General features: G+C 71.5%; 4 protein-coding genes. 1 reads left to right on the top strand and 3 read right to left on the bottom strand.

The features are described 5' to 3' along the window. Positions 1-824 (top strand): dTDP-4-dehydrorhamnose reductase (gene rfbD / locus ACJ73U_RS09305; protein WP_407777143.1); only part of this gene is annotated, 824 nt, incomplete at its 5' end. 142 nt (positions 825-966) lie between these two features. Here rfbD and ACJ73U_RS09300 read toward each other — a convergent pair. From ACJ73U_RS09300 to ACJ73U_RS09290, 3 genes are all read right to left on the bottom strand, one after another. Beyond that, positions 967-1,929 (bottom strand): hypothetical protein, encoded by a 963-nt coding sequence (locus ACJ73U_RS09300; RefSeq protein ID WP_407777142.1) that lies wholly within the window; start codon positions 1,927-1,929, stop codon positions 967-969. Positions 1,930-2,000: 71 nt separating this feature from the next. Then, a complete protein-coding gene (locus ACJ73U_RS09295; RefSeq protein WP_407777141.1) occupies positions 2,001-3,083 on the bottom strand; it encodes a glycosyltransferase family 4 protein in 1,083 nt (360 codons plus the stop codon). Continuing rightward, a partial coding sequence (locus ACJ73U_RS09290; RefSeq protein WP_407777140.1) for a glycosyltransferase occupies positions 3,076-5,315 on the bottom strand: 2,240 nt, incomplete at its 5' end. The genes ACJ73U_RS09290 and ACJ73U_RS09295, both read right to left, overlap by 8 nt.

Genomic DNA, 5,315 nt, shown 5'->3' with positions numbered 1-5,315 from the left:
TGCGGGCCCCCGGCTCGGCCGAGCTGGACATCACGAACGCGAGCGCGGCGGTCGAGGCCGTCGCCACCCTGGCGACGACGGCCGAGGCCGATGGTCTGACCCCCGTGGTCATCAACGCGGCCGCCTACAACGCGGTGGACGCGGCGGAGACCGACGCCCGGCGGGCCTACGCCGTGAACGCGGACGGTCCGCGCCTGCTGGCGGCGGCGTGCGCCTCGGCGGGCGTGCCGCTGGTGCACGTGTCGACGGACTACGTCTTCCCCGGCGACGGCGACCGTCCCTACGAGACGGACGACCCGGTGCGCCCGGGATCGGCTTACGGCGCGACGAAAGCCGCCGGCGAGGAAGCCGTGCTCGGGTCGGGTGCGCGCGCGTGGGTCGTGCGCACGGCCTGGGTTTACGGCGCGTTCGGCGGCAACTTCGTGAAGACCATGGCCCGCCTGGCCGCCACCCGCGACACGGTGTCCGTTGTGGACGATCAGCGTGGATGCCCTACGTGGACAGGTGATCTGGCTTCGGGGCTGCTGGCGCTGGCGGATGCCATCGCCTCGGGTGCCGGCCCGTCGTCGCGGATCCTGCACTGCACGGGCGGCGGCGAGACGACGTGGTTCGGCTTCGCGCGGGCGGTCTTCGAGGAGCTGGGGCTGGATCCGGCACGGGTGAAGCCGTGCACGACGGAGGAGTTCCCGCGTCCCGCGCCGCGGCCGGCGTACTCGGTGCTGTCCGACCGCGCATGGCGCGAGGCCGGTCTACCACCGATGCGCCCGTGGCGTGAGGCCCTGGCAGCGGCGTTCGCGGAGCACGGCGAACACTTCCGCGCCTGACGCACTGACCGCGACCGATCCCCGGAGGACGTCTTCCTCACGCTGGGCGTGACGAAGGACGCCGGGGCTCGACCGACATCCCGACGCTGTTCAACCTGCCGCCGGCCTTCGTCGCACTTCGCCGTGCTGGCCGGGCGGGTGGTCAGCGGTGGCCCGGGTAGCCGTACGGCTGCTGGGGATAGCCCGGCTGCGGGTAGTACGGCTGTGGTGGGTAGGGCTGCGGTGGGTAGTACGGCTGGGGCGGATAGCCGTACTGCGGCTGCGGTTGCGGTGGGTACGGCTGTGGAGGCGGGTAGTTCTGCGGTGGGTACGGCTGCTGGTACTGCGGCTGTGCCGGATGAGGCTGTACCGGGTAAGGCTGCGGCGCATAGGGCTGCTGCGGGTACGGCTGCTGAGCCGCCGGTTGCTGAGCCGGCTGCGGCGGGTACGGCTGCTGCGGAGCGGCCGGCTGTGCGGCGACGTTGCCGGTGCCCCACAGGTGCGGCGGCAGCGCGCCGATCAGCTGCCCCAGCTCGCCGACCTTCGCCGACAGCTCCTCCGGCTTCACGCGCCCGAAGATCGGGTGCTTCACGCACAGCAGCTGGTCACCCCAGGTGGCCCAGTTGTGCAGCTTGTACTGCTTCATGATCCCCGTGACCGACGGCGTCAGCATCTGCGTCGCCACGGCCTGGTCGGTGTCCACCAGCAGGTACGACCGGTTCAGCTTCGCGTCCGCGGTGTGCGGGGGCACGGCGCCGTCCCGGTCGAAGTTCGGCTCCGCGTAGTCGAAGATCTGGAACTTCGGCAGCGTCGACGGCAGCGTCAGCACCCACACGGTGTCGATGAGGATCGTGTCGATCGACATCCTGGTCCGGCCGCGGGACTGCCAGTGCGTCACCTTCGGGCGGCGGTGGTAGTCGAACGCGGTGAACGGCACGCCGCCGACGGCTCCGGACACGACGCCGAACGCCATCCGCTTGTCGCCGATCTCGGTGAACGGCTTCAACGGCCAGCGTTCCAGCAGCTCCGGCGCGTCCGGCGCGAAGCCCCACCCCTGGCTCGAACAGAGCGCCTGGCGCTCGTGGTTCGTCTCCTGAATCCGTTTCGCCTCTTGGGTGTCCACCACAGCCGGAGACTACTCCCGCCGCGTGCGGCGACAGGCCGAATTCGCGATCAACGAGCGTCTCGGTGCGTGGACTAGGAGGCCATGGCGCGGCGGTAGGCCTCCACGGTCAGCTCGGCCGTCCGCCGCCAGGTGAAGCCTGCCGCGTACGTGCGGCGGGCCGCCAGCGTCGGGGCGTCGACCGACGTGGTCAGCGCCTCGGTCAGCGCCGCGCCCATGGCCTCGACCTCGCCGAACGGGACCAGCGTCGCGTGGCCGCCGGCGACCTCGCGCAGCGCGGGCAGGTCCGAGCACACCACCGGCACGTCGCACGCCAGCGCCTCCAGCACCGGCAGGCCGAAACCCTCGTCGCGGGACGGCAGGACCAGCGCGGACGCGCCGGCCACCACGCTGCGCAGGTCCACATCGGACAGATAGCCGATCGACTGGACCGAGGCGTCGTTGCCGACGTGACCGGGGCCCGCCAGCACCAGCGGCGGCAGGTCCGGCGTGTTCGCGTGCGCCTTCAGCAGCCAGTCCAACGCCTTCCTCGGGCCGGCCGCGCCCACGAACAGCAGGTACTTCTTCGGCAGCCCGATCCGCCGCCGCATCGTCTCGCTCGGCGGGCGCGCCGTGAACCACGCGAGGTCGATGCCCAGCGGTGTCACGACGATCTTCTCCTCGGCCAGCCCGAGCCGGTCCGCCACGATGTCGGCGACCGCCTGTGTCGGCGTGCACACGATGTCCGCGCGGTCCGCCGAGCGCGCCACCAGCGCGGGCAGCTGCTCGTCGGACGGCGGCAGGTCGCCGGGCGAGTCGAGGAAGGCCAGGTCGTGGATCGTCAGTACGCCCGCCGCCCGGATCGCCGGCGGGAGCACGAAGTTGGTGCCGTGCACGACATCCGTGAACCCGGCGAACAGCTCGATCGGCGGGAACGGGACCCGCAGCCAGGACCGGCGCAGCAGCCGCGCGGACACCGGCATACCGCGGGATCGCGTCCCGTGTGGCAGCACACGCCGCAGCTTTCGCCAGCCCCGCAACGTGAACGCCACCGCGCGTACGTCTACATCGGACATCGAGGCCAGTTCCTCGGCCAGTGCCGAGGTGTAGCGGCCGATCCCGGTGCGGGCGCCCAGGAGCGGCGTGCCGTCCAGCAGAACCCTTGTGCGACTAGGCATCCTGCTGGCCCTTCCGCGCCTGCCAGTGTTCCGCGGCGAGTCTGCGCACCCTGCCGGCCGCCCGTTTCGTCAGCTCCGCGGGGCCGCCGGCGTCCAGGTAGGTCTTCACCAGGTCGAGGTCGCGGCGGAGCGCGCCGCCGACGCCCAGCGGTGGCCTGCGCACCAGCGGTGCCGTGCCGGGCAGCCGGTCCGCGGCCGGATGCGGGTCGCGGCAGAAGGAAACCAGCGGCGCGAGCGCGGTCTCCCAGGTGAACCGCTCACGCACGGCCGCGATGCGCTCCCGTGCGGCCATGGCCAGCCTGTCCTCGTACAGCAAGGTTTCCAGCGCGTCGGCCAGCCGGTCGGGGTCCTCCGGCGGCACCACCAGACCGAGGCTCTCGGCGCGCACGAGGTCGGCGAACGAGTCGCCGTCCGTGGTCACGATCGGCAGCCCCGTCCACAGGTAGTCGAGCACCCTGGTGCGGAAGGCGAACGTGGTCTCGACGTGCTCGTAGTGCGTGGTGACGCCGCAGTCCGCCTCCAGCAGCCAGTTCTGCCGCTCCGCGTAGGGCACCCAGGTCTCGTTGAAGAACACGTGCCGGTTGGTCAGCCCGAGTCGTTCCGACAGCGCCCGCGTCTGCGCGCCGATGTCCATCTCCGGCACCTCGGGGTTCGGGTGCTTCATGCCGAGGAACAGCAGCCGCGTGTTGCTGTGCTTGCGGCGCAGGCGATCCATGGCGTGCAGCAGCGTCAGCGGGTCGAACCAGCTGTACACCCCGCCGGCCCAGATGATGACCTTGTCGTCCTGCGCGGCCAGCCGGCCGCGGATCGGCGACGCGGTCTTCTGCGGCGGCTTGCCCGGCAGGCCGAACGGCGCGACCGCGAGCAGCGACTTGACCGTGGGATCACTGTCGTACAGGGAAGGTGTGAGGCGGCCGAGCGCGGTCAGGTGACCGAGCCAGAAGTGCCGCTGCCGCTCCGAGGCGCAGAGGAAGAAGTCGCCGCGCTCCAGCTGGGTGTTCAGCACCTTCGTGACACCGATGAGGTCGAGCTCGCGCTGCTCGTCGACCTCGTCCCTGCCCTGTTCCAGCAGCTCCAGGTGCATCGGGTCGTACATGTCGCAGACCACGATCTTGGTCGAGCCGGCCTTCTTCAGCTCCGGCACCAGTTCCAGCGCATGTCCCTGCAGGACGACGACATCCGCCCAGTCGACGTGCGGGCCCAGCTCGCGTTGCCTGGCCCTGGCCACGGCGAACGGCGCCTCGGGCGGCGCGCACAGCGGGTTCACGGTGACGAGCCGGACCTCGTGCTCGGCGGCGAGGACGTCGGCCATGTTCCACGCGCGGATCGCGGGGCCGGCCATGCGCTCGGTCAGCGCGTCGCCGGTCAGCACGAGGATCCTGCGGCGCGCCCCGAACGCCTCCTCGAGGCCGAACACGTCGACCAGCACGTCGTGCGCGGCGAGGTAGCGGGGCAGCGGGTAGGCGGGCTCCATCGCCTTGCGCATCAACGGGAGGAGGTCCGCGTCGGTGCGCACCCGGGCCTGCTGCTCGGCCTGCCGGGACGCGGCGAGCCGCGGCAACAGCTCGACGAACTGGTCGATGGCGAGGATCCCGGCGAGCGTGGTCCGCGGGATGTCCACGGTGGATCCGGTGTCCGGCTTCCCGATCTCCAGCTGTGTCGGGTCGATGTCGCCGCGGGCGGTGGCCCTGCGGACGGTCAGCGCGAGTGCCGCGGGCAGCGCCTTCGCGAGCGTGGCGTCCGAGACGTTCTTGTAGAGGGCGGCCAGCGCGTTGCGTTCGAGGAGGAACAGCTCCTTCGCGTTGTCCTCGGTGTCTACTTTGGACATCGAGGCGTGGTGGCGGTGGTAGGCGACCGAGCGCGGCTCGTACCGGACGCGCCAGCCGCGCAGGTTCAGCCGCCAGCCGAGGTCGACGTCCTCGTAGAACATGAAGAAGCGCTCGTCGAAGCCCCTGAGCGCCTTGAAGACGTCGGTCCGGACGAACATGGCCGACCCGGTGGCGAAGAGGACGTCGCGCGCCTGCTCGTGGGTGCCGTCGTCCGGTTCACCGGCGTGGCGCTTGTAGCCCATGCCGAACCAGGTGAGCCCGGCGTCCACGAAGTCGATGTTCTCCCCGTCCCAGTCCAGCACCTTGCTGGCGACGGCCGCGACGGTCGGCTCCTTGCGCAGGACGTCGACCGCGGCCGTGACCCAGTCGGCCCCGGGCCGGGCGTCGTTGTTGAGGAAGGCGA

The sequence above is a fragment of the Actinophytocola sp. genome, assembly GCF_045807065.1.
In the GTDB taxonomy this organism is placed as follows: Bacteria; Actinomycetota; Actinomycetes; order Mycobacteriales; family Pseudonocardiaceae; genus Actinophytocola.
Note: the sequence above shows the minus strand (reverse complement) of the source record. Positions and strands in the feature narration are given on the sequence as shown.